This window comes from Schumannella luteola, assembly GCF_013408685.1.
Classification (GTDB): Bacteria; Actinomycetota; Actinomycetes; order Actinomycetales; family Microbacteriaceae; genus Schumannella; species Schumannella luteola.
Map to the genome: position 1 here is coordinate 693,359 of NZ_JACBZY010000001.1, position 18,154 is coordinate 711,512.

At 69.3% G+C, this 18,154-nt stretch carries 16 protein-coding genes and 1 tRNA gene; 11 read left to right on the forward strand and 6 right to left on the reverse strand.

What is annotated here, in order from left to right; translation table 11 throughout:
- Positions 1–72: 72 nt before the first annotated feature.
- Complete coding sequence (locus BJ979_RS03095; RefSeq protein WP_179565074.1) at positions 73–1,095, reverse strand: DUF2510 domain-containing protein; 1,023 nt, start codon at positions 1,093–1,095, stop codon at positions 73–75.
- A gap of 209 nt (positions 1,096–1,304) precedes the next feature.
- On the opposite strand from BJ979_RS03095, the gene BJ979_RS03100 reads away from it, so the two are divergent.
- From BJ979_RS03100 to BJ979_RS03110, 3 genes are all read left to right on the forward strand, one after another.
- Positions 1,305–2,105, forward strand: a complete 801-nt coding sequence (locus BJ979_RS03100) for a hypothetical protein (RefSeq protein ID WP_179565076.1) — start codon at positions 1,305–1,307, stop codon at positions 2,103–2,105.
- Positions 2,106–2,292: 187 nt separating this feature from the next.
- On the forward strand, positions 2,293–2,580 hold the full coding sequence (locus tag BJ979_RS18245; protein WP_179565078.1) for a MarR family transcriptional regulator: 288 nt from the start codon (positions 2,293–2,295) through the stop codon (positions 2,578–2,580).
- Positions 2,577–3,203: a hypothetical protein gene (locus BJ979_RS03110; RefSeq protein WP_179565080.1), complete on the forward strand. Its 627-nt coding sequence runs from the start codon at positions 2,577–2,579 to the stop codon at positions 3,201–3,203. Before BJ979_RS18245 ends, BJ979_RS03110 begins: the two co-directional genes overlap by 4 nt.
- On the opposite strand, the gene BJ979_RS03115 is transcribed toward BJ979_RS03110, so the two are convergent.
- The 5 genes from BJ979_RS03115 to BJ979_RS03135 form a co-directional block, all read right to left on the reverse strand.
- Entirely contained in the window at positions 3,200–4,351 is a 1,152-nt protein-coding gene (locus BJ979_RS03115; protein ID WP_179565082.1) for a hypothetical protein, read from the reverse strand. The genes BJ979_RS03110 and BJ979_RS03115 overlap by 4 nt on opposite strands.
- Positions 4,352–4,357: 6 nt before the next feature.
- Complete coding sequence (locus BJ979_RS03120) at positions 4,358–5,374, reverse strand: helix-turn-helix domain-containing protein (RefSeq protein ID WP_179565084.1); 1,017 nt, start codon at positions 5,372–5,374, stop codon at positions 4,358–4,360.
- Positions 5,371–5,520: a hypothetical protein gene (locus tag BJ979_RS03125; RefSeq protein WP_179565086.1), complete on the reverse strand. Its 150-nt coding sequence runs from the start codon at positions 5,518–5,520 to the stop codon at positions 5,371–5,373. The genes BJ979_RS03120 and BJ979_RS03125 overlap by 4 nt, the downstream gene beginning before the upstream one ends.
- A gap of 151 nt (positions 5,521–5,671) precedes the next feature.
- Positions 5,672–6,334, reverse strand: a complete 663-nt coding sequence (locus BJ979_RS03130; RefSeq protein ID WP_179565088.1) for an Abi family protein — start codon at positions 6,332–6,334, stop codon at positions 5,672–5,674.
- A gap of 1,309 nt (positions 6,335–7,643) precedes the next feature.
- A tRNA-Leu gene (locus tag BJ979_RS03135) sits at positions 7,644–7,727 on the reverse strand.
- A gap of 222 nt (positions 7,728–7,949) precedes the next feature.
- On the opposite strand from BJ979_RS03135, the gene BJ979_RS03140 reads away from it, so the two are divergent.
- The 8 genes from BJ979_RS03140 to pknB all read left to right on the forward strand — a co-directional run bounded on the left by BJ979_RS03140 (position 7,950) and on the right by pknB (position 18,120).
- Positions 7,950–8,639 (forward strand): FHA domain-containing protein, encoded by a 690-nt coding sequence (locus tag BJ979_RS03140; RefSeq protein ID WP_179565090.1) that lies wholly within the window; start codon positions 7,950–7,952, stop codon positions 8,637–8,639.
- Positions 8,636–9,196, forward strand: a complete 561-nt coding sequence (locus BJ979_RS03145; RefSeq protein WP_179565092.1) for an FHA domain-containing protein FhaB/FipA — start codon at positions 8,636–8,638, stop codon at positions 9,194–9,196. The genes BJ979_RS03140 and BJ979_RS03145 overlap by 4 nt, the downstream gene beginning before the upstream one ends.
- Positions 9,197–9,200: 4 nt before the next feature.
- Positions 9,201–10,439: a PP2C family protein-serine/threonine phosphatase gene (locus BJ979_RS03150; protein ID WP_179565094.1), complete on the forward strand. Its 1,239-nt coding sequence runs from the start codon at positions 9,201–9,203 to the stop codon at positions 10,437–10,439.
- A gap of 57 nt (positions 10,440–10,496) precedes the next feature.
- Positions 10,497–11,855, forward strand: a complete 1,359-nt coding sequence (locus tag BJ979_RS03155) for an FtsW/RodA/SpoVE family cell cycle protein (protein WP_343046761.1) — start codon at positions 10,497–10,499, stop codon at positions 11,853–11,855.
- Complete coding sequence (locus tag BJ979_RS03160) at positions 11,852–13,309, forward strand: peptidoglycan D,D-transpeptidase FtsI family protein (RefSeq protein ID WP_179565096.1); 1,458 nt, start codon at positions 11,852–11,854, stop codon at positions 13,307–13,309. Before BJ979_RS03155 ends, BJ979_RS03160 begins: the two co-directional genes overlap by 4 nt.
- Positions 13,306–15,084: a serine/threonine-protein kinase gene (locus BJ979_RS03165; RefSeq protein WP_179565098.1), complete on the forward strand. Its 1,779-nt coding sequence runs from the start codon at positions 13,306–13,308 to the stop codon at positions 15,082–15,084. Before BJ979_RS03160 ends, BJ979_RS03165 begins: the two co-directional genes overlap by 4 nt.
- 96 nt (positions 15,085–15,180) lie before the next feature.
- On the forward strand, positions 15,181–16,269 hold the full coding sequence (locus BJ979_RS03170) for a DUF475 domain-containing protein (RefSeq protein ID WP_179565099.1): 1,089 nt from the start codon (positions 15,181–15,183) through the stop codon (positions 16,267–16,269).
- Between the two features lie 138 nt (positions 16,270–16,407).
- Positions 16,408–18,120, forward strand: a complete 1,713-nt coding sequence (gene pknB / locus BJ979_RS03175) for a Stk1 family PASTA domain-containing Ser/Thr kinase (RefSeq protein WP_179565101.1) — start codon at positions 16,408–16,410, stop codon at positions 18,118–18,120.
- Positions 18,121–18,154: the final 34 nt, after the last annotated feature.

Here is an 18,154-nt window from a genome sequence, read left to right on the forward strand (position 1 = left end):
TCGCAAACTGAGGAACAGTAGCATCCGCCGATGACGTCGGCGAGGGCGACGTAGCGAGCGGATGCGGCGAGCTCAGGCCGGCGCGAAGGTGACCGTGCCGTCGGCCGCGATGACGATGTTCACGTTCTCCGACCGGCCGTCGGCCGCCGTCGCCGTGCAGGCGATGGTCGACGAGGGCTTCCAGTCGGCGTCAGGCGTCATGCAGGTGAGCGTCCAGGTCGAGCCGACCTGCTTGTCGAGCTCCTGCTCGGCCTGGTGCCGGATCGACGCGGCCTGGATGCGCGCGCCCTCGCGTTCGAGCGCGCTGCCGCCGAAGACCGCCGCGGCGCCGGCGCCGACCGCCAGCACGAAGCAGATCACGAAGGTCAGCTCCATCGGCCACATCTTCCGGCCGCGACGGCGCACCTCCTTGCCGCGAGCCCCGAGGTAGAGCCACGGCGTGAGCACGATCGCGAGCGCGGGGTTCGGCGGCTCGTAGCCGCGCTTCTTGAGCTGGTGCGCATCCACCGCCGCGAGCGCGACCATCGGGATCGCGGAGATCAGACCCCAGGCCCAGCGCGGCACCTGGTCGATCGGCAGCTCGGGGTTGCTGACCACGAGCAGGAACACGGCGACGAAGATCGACCCGCCCGCCCACAGCGGGGCGGTCGCCATGAGCCAGCCGGGCACCGTGTTCGCCGAGCCGACGGTCACGACCTCGGGAACGTAGCTGCTCATCGCCGAGTAGCCGTCGGCGAGGCTGCGCTGCGCCGGGTCGCGCGACCACGCGGCCGGGCTCGACGGCAGGTCGGGATGCGGATGCGCGGCGGGCGCGGGCGCGTTCGTCGCATAGGGCGAGACGGGCGCCGCGGGGTGCGCGGGCGTCGGCGCGTACGCGGAGCTCGCGGCGGGCACAGCGGGTGCGACGGATGCCGCAGTCGCGGAGACGGCGGTCGCCGCCATTGCGGGCGCAGGCGTCGTCGCCGATGCGGGCACGGCACCCGGCAGCGGACGCGTCGTCTCGCTCCAGCCGGCGCCGTTCCACCAGCGAGCCTGCGTGGCGTTCTTCGGGTCCGCGTACCACCCGGGCGCGGGCCGCGTCGCCGTGTCGCTCACAGATCCCTCTCGCGCGCGATCCCCCGATCGCGCAGTGCCGACCCAGACTAGAAATGCTCGACAGCTGTCGCACGCCCCCGTTCGGGGCGACGCCGGCACCACGGTGCGACCCGCGCGACGCAGACCGGCACCTCCGGCCGATTGACCCTGCCCCGGGGTCGCGAGGTGGACTGGATGCAGGCCCACCGCCTTCGACGACGGGAGACTCCGTGACCACCGCATCCACCCCCGACGCCCGCACCACCGAGCCGAACGACACCGCGGGCTCCGGCTCCCGCCCGGATTCGGGCGCGGCCGACCGCACCGCCCGCGACGCTCTGCGCGACGCTCTCGTGCGCACGGCCGCGCAGGGCCGCGTGCTCATCGAGCTCACCCTCGACACGAGCGGAACCAACGCCGCGCTGCAGCGCACTCGCGGCCGCGGCCCCGTGCTGGCCCTCGCCCGCACCCTCTTCCGCGCCGCGCCCGACGTGCTGACCACGCGCGGCCTGATCGACTTCACCACCGGTCACGCCGCCGGCGCCCGCCCGGCCATCGCGTGGCTCGAGCACGACGGCCGCGTCTGGCACGGGATGCCCGGCCGCGAGCTCGCACGCCTCGATCCGACGCCCGCCACCCCGCGCATCGCTCCGCTCACCCTGCTCGCGCTCCTCGCCCAAGCTCAGCAGGTGTCACGGCTCGAGCCCGATGCGGATGCGGACGCGAATGCGCGCACTGCCGCTGCTGAGACCGCCACAGACGCCACCATCCCGCGGCAGCGCGAGCGATTCGCGATCACCACCCTGCTCAGCGCCGATGCCGACTCCCCCGCCCTCGACGCCGAGGTCACGACCGCCGACGGGATGCTGCACACGGTCCGCGCGCGCTGCGGCCGCGACCTCGTGACACTGGTGCTTTTCGCCCACCCCTCCGACCCGGCCGGCGCCGACGCCCTCGACTGGACCCGCCTCCCGGACCCCGACGACCCCGCCTGGTCGCGCGTGCTCGCCGAGTTTCCCGCCGCCGACTGACCCGATCGAGAAGCAGGTCGGGCGACTCCACGGCCGCGACGCTGAGATCTGAGCCGGCGCACAATGCGCCTCGAACCGGCACTGGACCACATCTAGTGGTCATCCCGCGGTTGAGTCGACGATGTTGTGGAATCTCTAAATACGAGATACGGTTTTCGAGTTTCGAGTTTGAACTGGTGGTAGCGTCGTGGGTAGTGCGCAGTGGTCGAAGACCCTGTTCAACAACCGCTACCTCCTGCAAGTCGCGTTCGCGATTGCAGATAGCGAGGGCGCGGTGGAGTCTTCGGCCCTCCAAGCGGAGCTTGGTCTGAGCCAGCCCGCAGTTCAACGGGCGTTGCGGGTCCTAGAGGAGGTCGAGTTGATCACACGTCAGCCACGGGCTTCTCGCACCGAGCATCTGCCATACCGCCGCGTGGAGCATCCCTTCTGGGAGACCGCGAAGGCGCTCGTGGTGGCCGCGGAGGCTCGACCTTGAGCCCGTCCCTCGAGCCGATCGACGTCACGGTCGGCCGCGGGATTCGCGATCGTCGAGTCGTGTATCGGCACACAGGCGTCTTCGATGGAACCGAACTGACGGTGCTCTATCTCGTGGACGACGACGAGCACCAACGCCGTAAAGCTCTTGGGGTCGAAGCAGTCACAGACGAACGCATTCTTGCCGCGCTCATGGAGCTGCCGACCGATGATCTAGGACTGCTTCCAGAGCGTTTTCGTCTCATTTTCCAATCGCCGACGGCTTGCAACGCTTCGGTCGTCATCGACGATCCGGACGGTGCTCGATGGGGGAGGCGACTAATCCAGGCACCCGTAGAAGTGCTCGAGATTCAGGCGCGCGCTCGTACGTGGGCTCGGGGTTCAGCCATCGCGCACCGGTGGGTCGGCTACGGCCCGCGCATCGTGTGGATCGACAAGGTGCCACGCGACGAGGCTTTTCTGCTGACCGAAGCCGCCCACTACGGCATCGGCTTGGTCCACGGCGACGAAGGTCGCCGACTCATCGCGCCGTCGTGCTACGAGCCCGAGCGATGGACATCTGCTCGATGGCGTTTCGCCGAGTTGGTCTACGACCAGTTCCTCGACGCCATCTCGATCGCCTAGAACTCCGCCCAGACCTTCAGGTCGTTGGGGATCTTGATCGGCGCCCCGACGTGAGCTTCGAGCTGCGGGTAGGTGTCGAGCGCTCCGGCAACGGCCTTGCGCCACACGTCTGCGATCTGCGGCTGGCTCAGTCCGACCATCGTCGAGTGGATGCGGCCAACTTCCTCCATCCCGTGAAGGTGGCCGAGTTCACGCTCCGCGTTCGAGCCATGCAGGCGGTCGATCGCGGCCCCGCGACAGATGTCGCAGAAGCAGTTGATACCGTGGACGGCGGCGAACCACTCGCGGCGCATGTGGGTGGAACGAACGAAGCGGAGCATGTCGGCGATGAGCATGTGGGGCGACATGTCCTCGGGGTCGATCGCGCTGCCGCGCTCGCCCACCGGAGTCATTCGGCGCATCCGCGGGTAGGCGCCGATGGCGGCGGCGATCGCCCCGCGGGACCGAGCGACGAAGCCGGTCATGTCGGTCCGGTACGCGACGACGATTCCGGTCGTCTCTTCGAAGATTCGGGCGTATGACCGCTGACGGAGCATGCTCTCGACCGGGTTCTTCCGATCGACGAAGGTGAGCAGCACCGGGTGGCGGCTCCGGTTCAGAACCTGGATGACCTGATTCGCGAGGTGCTCCTGGCTCAGCCAACCGGCTTCGAGCACGACAGCGAACAGCACGTCGCGGCGATCCAGCGCGTTCGCCTGTCGCAGCGCGGCCTTGAGCGTCGCCGAGTCGCCCGTGCGGATCTGACCGCTCGGCGTGATCGCGAGGTCGCTTCCGGCCAGGCGCTGGATGTCGAGTGCAGCGTCGAGCGTGGGAGCGAAGAGCTCGCCCTCTGCGATGTCGATTCGGAACGGCTCGATCTCGGTCGCCAGGTGCTTGCGCATCGCTTCGGGCTCGACGATCAGGGGGAGCGTGTCGTGCGCGGGCCGGAGCCGGTGGATGCGCTTCGCCGCGTAGACGCCCGTGACGAATGCGCCGCCCGAGTAGGGGTCGATGTGGTCAAGGGCGCGGAGGACCATGTCACCGAAGACGTGGAACTGCCGATCCGTGAGGATCGCGATCGCGTCGCCGGACTCGACGGTCCGGCGGGCCGGAAGGACGGGAGAGGCGGTGAGATGGGGGTTCTCGATCACCGTGTAGTTGGGGGCCATGCTGCATCACTCCAGGAAGGTGGCGGTGAACTCGCTGGCGTGCATGTGAGCGCGGTCTGCGAGCTCTTCGACCGTCGCCCCCTCTTCGAGGCGTTGCTTGATGACGTTGCTGAGAGCCTGCGGGCGCTCAGCCGGAAGTGGGTGGGGTTCGTTTCGGTGCATGCCCGATGAGGCCAGCCGGATGTTCCACTGGCGATAGTCGCGCTCGGTGAGGATGCTGATGTCGAAGGCTCGACGGATGAGCGCCGAAAGCGAGATCCCCCACTTGCGCTTGATGGGAGTCAGACTCTCCACCGTCGGGTCAGCCGGCCACTCCTTGCGGAGTTCTGCGCCAGGGAGAAGGAACTCGCCCGCGAAGGCGTCTGCCTCCTTCTCCTGGGCATCGTCCGCCTCCACCCGATGCATGACGGCATGACCGAGTTCGTGCGCGATCGTGAAGCGGAGACGCTCGGCACCGACATGCTCGCCGACAAGGATCACCGGCGCCGCGTTCTCCGGCCAGGCCGCGATCGCGTCCACCTGGATCGAATCGAGGGGCCACCGAACGACGGTCGCACCGGTCCGCTCGACCACGTCGATCAGGTCCGCGATCGGCGCCATACCGAGTCCGAGCTCCACCCGGAGCTCGAGCGCAACCTCCTGCGGCGTGACGAAGCCACCGTCGAGATCGTGATGGGTGAGAGTCGTGCGAGTCGTATCGAGGATGCTTCCAACCCGCCGCTGGGTCAGCGCGACATCGGCGCCGATCCTCTTGATGGCGCCCTTCGGGGTCGACTTCTGCTTGCGATGGAAGACGCGGACAGACCCGAACTCCTCCGCAGCCGACATGAAGGCCGAGACCGGGACCTGGAGAACGTCCGCGAGCACCTGCCACCGCTCATCGTCGATCGGAGCGGCGCCCGACTCGACCTTCGACAGCGTGGCCTGCGAGATTTGGGTGGCCTGCGCCAGCTCGACCTGCGTCAGGCCGCGCGAAAGCCGGAGCGTCTCGAGGACGCTGCCGCGGGGCTTCAGGTCGGTCACAGGGCGAGAATACCACGAATCATCGAATATTCGACGACGTTTTCGATTCGTTGCCGATCGGGCGGGGGTTGCGCCGTCTGACCGATGCACATCTGCAACCCCTTCGACACGATCAGCGCCGGCGTCGTCGGCCCGATGCTCGCCACTCAGGCAATCGGACCGTTCGAGCGATGAACACCGGACCGGCTACGCGAGCTTCGGGCTCGCGTCCGAGCAGATCCGCAAGGCGCGTCGTGCGAGATGGGTCTTGTACTCGCTGGTTTCGGTGGACGTCGGCCAGCGCCCGGCAGCCGAGACTCAGAACCACTGAGTCTTCGGTAGGAATGTCTTCATCTCATTGAGAGCGTCAACCAGGAGTTGGTCCGCGAGCAGCTCATCGACGTGATTACAGGTCGCGAGCCATGCGGCCGCGGTCGGGCAGAACAGCTCTAGGAGCTGGCGCACGTCGGCCAAGGCAGATGCCGGAAGCTGGCGCTTATGGTTTCCCACCGCGTCCCTCTCGCCCGGCTGATGCACCCCGAAAACCACGGACTCATGGTGAGCAACTCGGTTGCGAAGGCGCCGCACTCGGCGCACCAGCGCCGCAGCTTCTTGACGCGTGGTGATGGTTCCGGAGAAGAGAGCCTCAATCCGCCCGTCCCAGAGATCACGTTCATAGTCCGCCCGGCCGGCTAACGCTCCACCTCCACCGGTACCCACTCCGCCGACTTCAAGCAGGTACCCCCAACCGCCAAGACTGACTTCTGCGATGACCCTTGCGGGGTGTTTCGACGTGTGGGTCACGCGGCCTTCTGCTTCGCGGAACTTGTCAAGGGTTCGGTCGTCCAGTAGGACAGTTCGGCCCTTGAACCAATGAGATCCGTACGCCGGCGCGAGCGCACGGTCGAACCGGTCCCGAAGCGCAACCTCAGCAAAATGAATCAACTCGAGGAACGCTCCTCGCAGCTCGGTGTCGCTCACGTATAGCCGTGATGCCGAGAGAAGTGACCCGGCAGAGGCAGACAGGTACCTCTTGTATCTGAGGCTAGGGACGGCACCCTGAAGCGCCTTCGCATCGGCGGTGTCGCGTACTTGACTCAGCACGGTGCCCAACGTATCGTGATTATCGAACTCCCCTTCTGGGGTTGTGAACGCCACTTCTCTCAACGCTGGTTCGTTGAAGCGGTGGCGTTCAGTCTTTCTGCCGAATTTCGTGCTGCTTGGACGGCTTCGCATGTACCCTGCAGTCGCCTCTTGAGGTGCGTCCTGTGGCGCGTAGAGGTGCCGCCCGTATAATTTCGGCGCACGCGGCAGCGTCACGCGGCTGACCCGGGCAGTCGGAGCCGGGGCATCCGCCGCTTGCGGTCCGGCCCTGGCAGTCTCGGCGGCCGATTGGCGCGATAGAGCCCCTGTGGCTGGCTAGGTAGCCGCTCCGCCTTCGGGGAGCAGCCGCTGCTCGGCCTCGCGTCGGAACAGCTCGAACGAGTCCGCTACTCGTCCCCTCGCTATGTTCCACACGTCGGCTCAGACCACACTGCTCGGGAGTCCGAGAGCAGCCGATGCGGCAGACCTTCGCCCCTGAGATTCGGCGTCAAGGTGCTGAAACCAGACCCGCAAGCCATTGACCGCTCGAAAGTCGTCGATCGCGGACCGGATCTGCGAGACGAATGTCGGCGCCGATTGCGAGTCCCCCCTCTCGCGCCGCCCAAACACGCGACGCTTGATCTCGGAATCGGCTGGGACGTCAGCGCGTTTACTACTCGGTTCTCCCTCGCGAAGAGATCGGTCGCCGACCTAGACGGCCCGTGAGCTCACCCCGCACTGGCACGCCCGACGCTGTGGGAGCCCTCGCGATGACTCCGCGAGTCATGCCGGGGGGTCACCGTAGCACTGGGACGAACGGGGACCCTTCGCAAAGGACACGGTCGTGCGAAGCCACCACCACAACGAGGAGGTCGCCCGAGAGCGGCTGAACGTCCTTTATGAGGATCTCGTTTGGATCCGGGACATCGCGGGCCAATCGATCTCGATCGACTCGATCACTGGGAACAACCTCTGGCGATTCACGAGCCAAGTTCAGACAGAACAGATCGAAGACGACCTCGCCTCCGAGACACCGCCGCCACGACGAGAGAAACCGACCGGAAACGCTCCGCAGAACTTCGCCGCCCGACCTCGCCGGCTAGCTCTCTGAGAAACAAGAGGACGGGTCAAGATCCCTGGATCTTGACCCGTCCTCTTGTTCGTGCTCAACAAAGGGCTGCTCCGTTTGCGGAACACTCCATTCGCGTGCGCGAGGGGGGACTTGAACCCCCACGCCCCGGAGGGCACTGGCACCTGAAGCCAGCGCGTCTGCCAATTCCGCCACTCGCGCGCGACGGCCGCATCACTGCGACCAACCGTGCGAGATTATCACAGCGCGAAGGGCCCGAGACACCACTCGAGGCACCGCGCGACAGGGTCCGGCGCCTCGCGCAGGCGACCTCCGCGCATCCATTCCCAGAACTCCCGTGCAGGCTCCGCGCGGCGCGTACCAGGCTCGCTCAAGCCCGCCGACTAACATCGTGCTGTCCGAGTCGGCCGAACAGGAGCTCCGTTGGGGATTCTCGACAACTTCGAGAAGGGTCTCGAGCGCGTCGTCAACGGCGCGTTCGCGAAGACCTTCAAGAGCGGTCTGCAGCCGCTCGAAGTGACGTCTGCCCTGCGCCGCGAGCTGGACACGAAGGCGGCCGTCGTCTCGCGCGACCGCATCCTCGCCCCCAACCGCTTCACCGTGCGCCTCGCCCCCGGCGACCATCAGCGCATGACGTCGCTCGGCCCGGCGCTGGTGGATGAGTTCACGCAGCTCGTGCAGCAGCACGCCACCGCCCAGCACTACAGCTTCGCCGGCGGCCTCTCGATCGAGCTGCTGCGCGACGACAAACTCAGCGAGGGCGTCGTGCGCATCGACTCCAACACCGTGCAGGGCACCGTGCGCTGGGTTCCGGTGCTCGACGTCAACGGCAAGCGATACCCGCTGAAGAAGTCGCGCACGATCCTCGGTCGCGGCAGCGAGGCCGATGTGCCGGTGGATGACGCGGGCGCCTCGCGCAAGCACGTCGAGGTGCTGTGGGACGGCAAGCGCGGCCAGATCAACGACCTCGGCTCGACCAACGGCACCCGCCTCAACGGCTCGCCGCTCAAGCAGGCCCCGCTGACCCCCGACTCGGTCATCGACATCGGCCGCACCCGCATCGTCTTCCGCGTGCTCGCGCAGGCCGACGACTCGACCGGAGGGCGCCGGTGAGCGATCTCGTTCTGCTGGTGCTGCGCATCGGCTTCCTTCTTCTGCTGTGGGTGTTCGTCTTCGCGATCGTCTACGCGCTGCGCTCCGACCTGTTCGGGCAGCGGGCGCGCAAGAAGGACGGCGCGGCCGCCGCCTCGCCGTTCCCGTCGTCGCCGATGAGCGCCGCCCCGGTCGGGGCCGCAGCGGGCGCCGCCTCCGCCGTCACCGCTCCGGTGTCGAGCGCGCCGAGCACTCCCCCGCCGACCGGCGGACGCCCCGGTGCGAACACCGCCCGCCGACTCGTCATCACGGCAGGGCCCCGCGAGGGCACCGAGCTCGAGCTGCCCGGCGAGCAGCTCGCGATCGGCCGCTCGAGCGAGTCGGGCCTCGTCATCCGCGACGACTACACCTCGACCCACCACGCGCGCCTCATGCTCTGGAACGACCAGTGGGTGGTGCAAGACCTAGACTCGACCAATGGCACGTTCCTGGACGGGCAGCGCGTGACGCTGCCGACGCCCGTGCCGCTCGACACGCCCGTGACCATCGGGCAGACGACCTTCGAACTGCGGCGGTAGGCCTGTGACGACCCCCTCCAGCGCGGCCGTCTCGCACGTCGGCAAGATCCGCGCCTCGAACCAGGACTCCGGCTACGTCGGACCGAACCTGTTCGTGGTGGCCGACGGCGTCGGCGGGCACGCGGGTGGGGATGTGGCCAGCGCGATCGCCGCGAAGCGCATCGCCGAAGCCGACCAGAAGTACCCGACGGCGCAGGATGCGGAGTTCGCGCTGCAGTCGGCGCTCATCGCCGCGAACCAGCTGCTGGCCGAGACGGTGTTCGAGCACTCCGAGCTGACCGGGATGGGCACGACCGTGTCGGCCCTCGCCCGCGTCGGCGACCAGATGGTCATGGCGCACATCGGCGACTCGCGCGTCTACCTGTTCCGCGAGGGCGAGCTGTCGCAGATCAGCGCCGACCACACCTTCGTGCAGCGCCTCGTCGACTCCGGCCGCATCACGCCCGAGGAGGCCGCGGTGCACCCGCGCCGCTCGGTGCTCATGCGGGTTCTCGGCGACGTGGATGCGGCGCCCGAGATCGACACCCTCATCCTCGAGACGCACCCCGGCGACCGCTGGCTCATCTGCTCCGACGGCCTGTCGAGCTACGTGCCCGAGGAGCGCATCGCCGGCGTCATGATGCACGTCGGCGAGACCGAGGCCGCGGCCTACCGCCTCGTCAAGGAGGCCCTCGACCACGGCGGCCCCGACAACGTCACCGTCGTGCTGCTCGACGTCGACGACGGGCCGGGCGTGCCGCATCCGCCGCGCTTCGTCGGCTCGGCCGCCGTGCCGCTGAGCTTCGAGAACGAGACCTCGCGCCGTCCGCTGCGCCTGCCGACGCTGCTGCTGCATCCGCTCAAGGCGACCCAGCCCGACCCGAGCCACTTCGAGCCCGACAGCGACGACTACCTCGACGAGCTGATCGAAGAGGATCGCCGCCGCGCCCGCCGTCGCCGCGTCACCTGGCTGGTCATGGCCGGTCTCGCGATCGCCGCGATCGTGGCCGCCTGCCTCGTCGCCTACAACTGGACCCAGTCGCACTACTTCGTCGGCGAATACCAGGGCAAGGTCGCGATCTACCGCGGAGTGCAGCAGAACATCGGCCCGATCTCGCTCTCAGAGCTGCGTCAGCCGACCGCGATCGACCTCGACGACCTGAGCGCGGCGCAGCGTGACAGCGTGAAGCGCACCATCAGCGCCGACGACTACAAGGAGGCGCTCGACATCGTGGCCCGCCTCTCGGCGGCGGCGGGGGGCTGAGTGAGCGCATCCACCCCCTCGGCAGCCGGCCCGTCGCTCGCGACCGGGCCCGGGCGGATCAGCGACTTCACCAGCAGCATCCGCATCCGCCTGCGTGAGCCTGCCCGCCTGCGCAACATCGAGCTGCCGCTGCTGCTGTTCGCGATCGGCCTGTCGATCGGGGCGATGGCGCTCGTGCAGCTGGGGGCGCAAGGTCAGTTCGACGAGGGGATGCTGGCGCTGCCGGCGGCGCTCGGCGGGCTCGCCCTGGTGGGCCACATCATCCTGCGCGTGACCGCTCCGGGCGCCGATCCCTTCCTGCTGCCGATCGCGACCGTGCTGAACGGCATCGGCATCGCCGAGATCTCGCGCCTCGACATCGCCGAGCACCGGCTCGGCTGGGATGCGCTGGGCGTCAAGCAGGTCGTGTTCAGCGCGATCGCGATGGTGCTCGCCTTCATCGTGCTCGCCGCGTTCCGCAACGTGCGGGTGCTGTCGCGCTACCGCTACATCGCCATGTTCGTCGGCATCGCGCTGCTGCTGCTGCCGATGGCGTTCAAGCCGATCAACGGCGCGCAGGTGTGGGTGACGATCGCCGGCATCAACTTCCAGCCGGGCGAGCTCGCGAAGATCGCGCTGGCGATCTTCTTCGCCGGCTACCTGGTGACGGCACGCGACTCGCTGTCGATCATCGGCCGCAAGCTGGGCCCGCTGCAGTTCCCGCGCGCCCGCGACCTCGGCCCCATCCTCATCGTCTGGGTCGTCGCGATGGGCGTGCTCGTGGTGCAGCGCGACCTCGGCACCTCGCTGCTCTACTTCGGCCTGTTCCTGGTGATGATCTACGTCGCCACCGCGCGCCTCAGCTGGGTCGTGCTGGGTATGACGCTGTTCATCGGCGGCGCCCTCATCGCCAGCCAGACGCTCGGCTACGTCAACGGCCGCTTCGTGACCTGGCTGGATGCGTTCTCGAACGAGCAGTACCGCGCCGACCGCGGCAGCTTCCAGGTCGTGCAGGGCCTGTTCGGCCTCGCCGACGGCGGACTCATCGGCACCGGGCTCGGCCAGGGCCGCCCCGACATCGTGCCGATCGCCGAGAGCGACTTCATCATCCCCAGCCTCGGCGAGGAGCTCGGGCTGATCGGCCTGTTCGCGATCCTCGGCCTCTACCTGCTGATGGTCTCGCGGGGTCTGCGCATCGGACACCTCGGCGACGACGACTTCGGCCGCCTGCTCGGCGTCGGCCTGTCGTTCGTGATCGCCCTGCAGACCTTCATCGTCGTCGGCGGCGTGACCCGCGTCATCCCGCTGACCGGTCTGACGACGCCGTTCCTCGCGGCCGGCGGCTCGTCGCTCGTGGCGAACTGGATCATCGTGGCGCTGCTGCTCAGGCTCAGCGACGGCATCCGCCCCGCCCGCTTCCCGGGAGGTCTGCAATGAGCCGCGAACTGCGACGCGTCAGCATCATCGTGCTGGCGATGTTCGCCGCCCTGTTCCTGTCGACGAGCATCATCCAGGTGGGCCAGAGCGACAACCTGCGCAGCGACCCGCGCAACACCCGCACGATCCTGGCGAGCTTCTCGGCCGAGCGCGGCGACATCATCGTCGGCGGGCAGCCGATCGCCTCGTCGACGCCGGTGGATGACGACTACCAGTTCCTGCGTCAGTACGCGAACGGTCCGCTGTACGCCCCGGCGACCGGCTACTCGATCATCAACGGCGAGCCGCGCGGCGTCGAGGGCGCCCTCAACCGCGAGCTCGCGGGAACCGCCGACTCGACCTTCCTCGCCCGGCTGAACCAGATCATCACCGGGCAGCGCCCCAAGGGCGCCTCGGTCACGCTGACGCTCGACGCGAACCTGCAGCAGGTGGCGTGGGATGCGCTCGGCGACAAGACCGGAGCGGTCGTCGCGCTGAACCCGAAGACCGGGCAGATCCTCGCGATGGTGTCGAAGCCGTCGTATGACCCGAACCAGCTCGCGAGCCACAACCGGCAGGAGGCGCTGGCCGCCTACGACGCGCTCGTCGCCGACCCGACGAAGCCGCTGCAGAACCGCGCGATCGCCGGCGACCTCTACGCGCCCGGGTCGACGTTCAAGCTGATCACCACGGCCACGGCGCTCGAGAGCGGCGACTACACGCCCGACAGCGAGTTCCCGAACCCGGGCAGCCTCACGCTGACCGGCACGAGCACGACGATCACGAACTCCGAGGGCGGATCCTGCGGCGGCGGCGCGACGGCGTCGATCGCGACCGCGCTGCGGCTCAGCTGCAACATCCCCTTCGCCCAGCTCGGCGGCGAGCTCGGCGCGAAGAAGATCCAGGCGCAGGCCGAGAAGTTCGGCTTCGGCGACGACGAGATCGACATCCCCCAGCACGTCACCCCCAGTCAGTACCCGCTCTACACCGACGCCGCGAAGGTCGAGCAATCGGCTTTCGGTCAGGCCGACGACCGCGTGACCCCGCTGCAGATGGCGATGGTCTCGGCCGGCATCGCGAACGGAGGCATCGTCATGAAGCCCAATCTGGTGCAGGAGATCACGGCACCCGATCTGAGCCCGCTGCAGGAGTTCAAGGCCACCGAGTACGGGCGGGCCATCAGCGAGCAGACGGCCACCACGATGACGCAGATGATGATCAACGGCGTCAACAGCGGCGCCGCCAGCAATGCGAGAATCAGTGGCGTACAGGTCGCCGGCAAGACCGGCACGGCGCAGAACGGCGTCGGGGATCCGTACACGCTGTGGTTCACCGGCTTCGCACCGGCCGATGATCCGCAGATCGCGGTCGCGGTCGTCGTGGCGAACGGCGGCGGACTGGGTCAGAACGGTTTCGGCAACACACTCGCGGCTCCGATCGCGAAGAAGGTCATGGAGGCGGTGGTGAAGCGATGAGACCGACCAGCGGGCTCACCTTCGGCGGTCGATACCAGCTCTCGTCGCGCATCGCGATCGGCGGCATGGGCGAGGTCTGGCAGGCGACCGATCTCGTGATCGGGCGCACCGTGGCACTCAAGATCCTCAAGGACGAGTACATGGGCGACCCGGGCTTCCTCGAGCGCTTCCGCGCCGAGGCCCGTCACGCCGCGCTCGTCAACCACGAGGGCATCGCCAATGTCTACGACTACGGCGAGGAGGAGGGCAGCGCCTACCTCGTCATGGAGCTCGTGCCGGGCGAGGCGCTCTCGGCGGTGCTCGACCGCGAGCGGGTGCTCTCGACCGACCGCGTGCTCGACATCGTCGCGCAGACCGCATCCGCCCTGCACGCCGCCCACATGGCCGGTCTCGTGCACCGCGACATCAAGCCCGGCAACCTGCTCATCACGCCCGAGGGCCGGGTCAAGATCACCGACTTCGGCATCGCGCGCATCGCCGACCAGGTTCCGCTGACCGCGACCGGTCAGGTCATGGGCACGGTGCAGTACCTGTCGCCCGAGCAGGCGAGCGGGCACCCGGCGTCGCCCGCGACCGACGTCTACTCGCTCGGCATCGTGGCCTACGAGGCCCTCGCCGGCCGCCGCCCCTTCACGGGAGAGTCGCAGGTCGCGATCGCGATGGCGCAGATCAACGAGGCGCCGCCCGAGCTGCCCGTCACGATCTCCGAGCCGGTGCGCAACCTCGTCTACGCGTGCATCGCGAAGAAGCCCGCCGACCGTCCGGCGAGCGCCGCGCACCTCTCGCGGGCCGCGCAGGCGCTGCGTCGCGGGGATGTCGCGGGCGCGATCGCGGCGGTGCCCGGCGTCGCCGGCGGAGACCCGGTCGAGCTGCTCGGCCAGGCGAACGCGGGCCAGACGCAGGCGACGCGCGTGCTCACCAGCGCGCAGCCGACGCCGACGACCTCGCTGCCCACGCAGGAGGAGAAGAAGAAGCGCCACCCGGCGCTCATCCCGCTCATCGTCATCGTGGCTGTGCTGGTCGTGGCGGCGATCGCGATCGTGCTCGCCGTGGTGTTCAACGGCGGCGACAAGGCCGGGGGGAACTCCGCCTCACCGACGGTCTCGAAGACGGCATCCAAGCCGCCGTCGAACTCGCCGAGCCCGTCGAAGTCGAGCGACAACGTCGACGTGAACCCGTCGAACTACATCGGCAAGAACAAGGATGACGTCTCGGCGGCCCTGAGCGACCTCGGCCTCAACGTGAGCATCACCGACGGCGGCAACGCGCCCGACCCGGCGAGCGCCAACACGGTCACGAAGCTGAGCAAGTACGGCTCGCTGCCCAAGGGCTCCGACATCGCGATCACGGCCTACGGCGACTACCCCGGCCCGACGGCTCCCCCGACGCCGACCAGCTCGCAGACCAGCGTCGCCGGCGGCTCGAACGTGACGGTCAACTTCACGTACACGGGATGCCCCGCGTCGAACAAGCTCGACCACTTCGTGTTCAACGTGTCGGGCGGCACCGCGCCGGCCGGCACCGACTTCTCGAACGTGCCGGGCACCGCCACCAGCCTGCAGATCGTCGCCGCCGCCACCGGCAGCGTCACGGTCAGCTACACGGCCGTCTGCAGCGGTCTCGGGCCGACCCCGGCTTCGGGAACCCTCACCATCCCGATCACCGACTCGGGCTCCGGCACGGGCGGCGGCGGAACCGGCAACGGCGGCATCGTCGGCGGCGGAACCCCGGTCACCCCGGGCACCGGAGCCGGCAACACGGCCGGCCGCGGCTGATCGTCCGGCTCCTCCCAGCGACTGCGGAGGCGCGCGTGGTGGCCTGAAGCCAGGCCCGACGTCGCGCCGTCTCTGCACGCCGACGAGGGAGGGCCGTTGCGCGCAATCCGTCAGATCGTCCTGCTGCCCGCCGCGCTCACCGCGGCGGCGGCCGTCGCCGCCGGGCTGCTGCTCGGCTGGCCCGTCGCCCTGGCGCTGCTCGCGCTGACCGCGCTCGAGATCGCGGCGGCCGCTGACTCCTCGGTGCCGATGGCCGGGGTGGCCGGGCGCGTCGACCGGCGGGCGCGTCGCCTGTTCCTGGCGGTCGGTCTCGTCGCCGGCGTGATCGCGATGCGGCTGCTGCTGCCTCCGCTCGCCGTCGCGACCGAGGTGGGGGATGCGGGCGTCGCCCTGCAGCACGCGGTCGCCGAGCCGCGCACCTTCGCGCAGGAGCTGCTCGCCGTTCGTCCGCTGATCGCCGGCTTCGGCGCGGCATTCGTCTGGCTGGTCTTCGCCGAGTACCTGTTCAACACCGACCGCGCGCGACGCCGCCCGTGGCTGGGGCGACCAGAGGCCGTGCTCGCGCAGGTCAAGGCTCCGCGCCTCGCCGCCTTCTCGACGGCCGCGCTCGGCACCCTGATCGCCGCCGTCGCCGCGGGATCGGATCTCGCGCCGGCGATCGCCCTCGGAGGCGCTCTCGGCATCGGCGCCTACGTCATCTCGCAGGGCCTGGCCACCTGGGCGCGTCGACGTCCCGGCGCGCTGCGGGCGCACATCCACGCCGCGACGGTGATCTTCGAGCGGGCGCTCGTGATCTTCCTCGTCTTCGAGATCCTCGACGGACTGCCCGCGCTCGGCGCCAACACGGTGCTGCCCGCGCCCGCGCTGCAGGCGATCATCGCCGGCACGGCCGTCGCCATCGGCGCGGTGTTCCTTGGCCGGCTGACGTCGGGTGTCGTCGCCGTGGACGGGCTCGGGCGGCTGCGCCACCTGCGCGCGGGTGCCGCGTACGTGCTGGGCACGCTCAGCCTGCTGCTCTGGACGAGCGTCGTCGTGCCCGTGCCGAGCACGATCGCGACCTGGTTCGGGTCGGCGATCATCGCCGCCGCCGTGCTGAGCTCGCTGCGCCCGCGAGTGCGGCTGCGGGCCCGACGCGTCGCCCGGCTGCGCGACCTCGGCGGCGCCGAGCCGTCGGCGTCTGGATGAGCGGCGACGGCGCCCGGGTAACAGCCCGGTCACGACCGTGACGACCCCTCGTCTCCGCAGGGATCGCCCAGTGGGGCCCGGGTAGACTCGCGAGGTCCCCTGCCCGGTCCTCGGGCCCGTCCCCCTCCAGGAGTCACCGTGAGCGACAGCGTGACCGAAGGCGTGCGTGTTCTCGCCGGTCGCTATCAGCTCGGCGAGCTGCTGGGTCGCGGCGGGATGGCCGACGTCTACCTGGGGCTGGATGCGCGGCTCGGCCGCCGCGTCGCGGTCAAGCTGCTGAAGCCCTCGCTGGCGAACGACCCGACGTTCCGCACCCGCTTCCGCCAGGAGGCGCAGGCCGCGGCCCGCATGGCGCATCCCACGATCGTGCGCGTCTACGACGCCGGTGAGGAGACCGCCACCGGGGCCGACGGCGTCGAGGTGCAGATCCCGTTCATCGTCATGGAGCACGTGCAGGGCACCCTGCTCACCGAGCTCATCGCCAAGGGCCCCGTCGCCCCCGCCGAAGCCGTGCGCATCATCGACGGCGTGCTGACCGCACTCGAGTACTCGCACCGCGCCGGCGTCGTGCACCGCGACATCAAGCCCGGCAACATCATGGTCACCTCCAACGGCCAGGTGAAGGTCATGGACTTCGGCATCGCCCGCGCGATCTCCGAGTCGACCGCCACGATCGCGCAGACCAGCGCGATCCTCGGCACAGCCCAGTACTTCTCGCCCGAGCAGGCTCGCGGCGAGGTGGTGGATGCGCGCACCGACCTCTACTCGACCGGCGTCGTGCTCTACGAGCTGCTCACCGGCAAGGCGCCGTTCCGCGCCGAGTCGCCCGTCGCGGTCGCCTACCAGCACGTCAGCGAGGCCCCGGTCGCGCCGAGCGCGCTCGTGCCGGCGGTCTCGCCCGCGCTGAACGCGGTCGTGATGCGCTCGCTCGCGAAGGACCGCACCGAGCGCTACCAGTCGTCGGCCGAGTTCCGGCAGGAGGTCGACATCGCGGCCGAGGGCAAGGTGCCCAGCCGCACGCCCGCCCGCGACGACGAGTTCAACGCGACCCTCTTCGGCGTCGGCTCCGGCGGCGCCCCCGACGAGACGCTGCGCCGCCTGGCGAACGACGACGAAGACCGCGCCCCGCGCACGACCCAGTCGCGGCCTCCGGTCGCCTGGGTCTGGGCCGGCGTGATGGTGACCGTGATCATCGTGGTCGCCGCGATGGTCTGGGTGTTCAACATCCAGGGCTCTCCGCTGCACATCGCCTCGTCGGTCAAGGTGCCCGACGTCGCCGGCCAGGAGTACGACGCCGGCAGCCGCGAGCTCACCGGCAAGAGCCTGACGGTGCAGCGCGCCGAGCGGGCGAGTGTCGACGTGCCCGAGGGCTCCATCATCCGCACCGAGCCCCGCGCCGGCCGCACCGTCAACACGGGCGAGCAGATCATCGTCTACGTGTCGTCGGGCCCGACGGCGGTGACGGCGCCGAGCGTGCTGCTGCGCACCGTCGACGAGGCGAAGCAGATCCTCTCCGACAACGGCCTCGTGCTCGGCGAGCAGACTCAGGCTCAGTCGCCGACCGTACCGGCCGGCCAGGTCATCTCGAGCGACCCCTCCGCGGGTTCGCCCAACGTCGACGCCGGCACGAAGGTGAACATCGTCGTGTCGACGGGAACCGTCGAGGTGCCCGACCTGCGCGGCAAGTCGATCACCGAGGCGCAGACCATCCTCAGCGGGCCCGACCTGCAGCTGATCCCGTCGCCGAAGGCCGACAAGGGATGCACGGGTCAGACGGTGAAGTCGCAGTCGATCGTGGGCGAGCAGCCCCAGGGCTCCACGGTCGAGCTCGTCTACTGCGCCGGCAGCTGACCCGCGCGTCGGATCCCGGATCGACGAGCGATCC